The organism is Pseudomonas sp. HMSC057H01 (assembly GCF_001836405.1).
In the GTDB taxonomy this organism is placed as follows: Bacteria; Pseudomonadota; Gammaproteobacteria; order Pseudomonadales; family Pseudomonadaceae; genus Pseudomonas; species Pseudomonas aeruginosa.
This window is the reverse complement of the sequence record NZ_KV828418.1, coordinates 1-500: the sequence shown is the minus strand read 5'-3', so window position 1 is coordinate 500 and position 500 is coordinate 1. Positions and strand designations below refer to the sequence as shown.

Annotated in this window: 1 protein-coding gene; it reads right to left on the bottom strand. The window is 64.8% G+C overall.

Going from position 1 to position 500, the window contains the following annotated elements:
• Positions 1-500: Hcp family type VI secretion system effector (locus tag HMPREF2581_RS07650; protein WP_153570838.1), on the bottom strand; the 500-nt coding region annotated here is incomplete at both ends.

The window sequence follows — 500 nt, the reverse complement described above, 5'->3', positions numbered from 1 at the left end:
ACCGGGGAGCGCCAGTCGTCGGAGCCGGAGGTGCCGGAGACTTCGTGGGTCCAGGTGATCTTGCGGTAGGTGAAGTGCACGTCTTCCAGGTGGGTGAAGTGGGCGTTGCCCGGGTCCTGGCAGTTGTGCATGTAGTCCTTGATGTCGACGATGATCGCGTCTTCCAGGACGGTGGTGTAGTAGTGCTCCTGGGTGCCGGCGGCGGAGGTGCGGTACCACTGGATCTCGACCTTGGTCAGGCGCTCGCCGGAGGTCAGGGCGGCCAGCAGCAGCGGCGAGGCCTTGTCGAAGACCTTGGTGATGACCACAGGCTTGTGCACGCGCTGGCCGGTCGGCTGGCCGGACTGCGGGTCACGCGGGATGATCACTTCGTGGTTGAAGCCCTGGACCATCACTTGGTCCTCGTGGCCTTCCTGGTAGGTGTTGCCGACCGAATCCTCGGTGAAGGCGCCGGCGGTGATCAGGCCCTGCTTGGTGCCGGTGATGGACATATAGGCGGG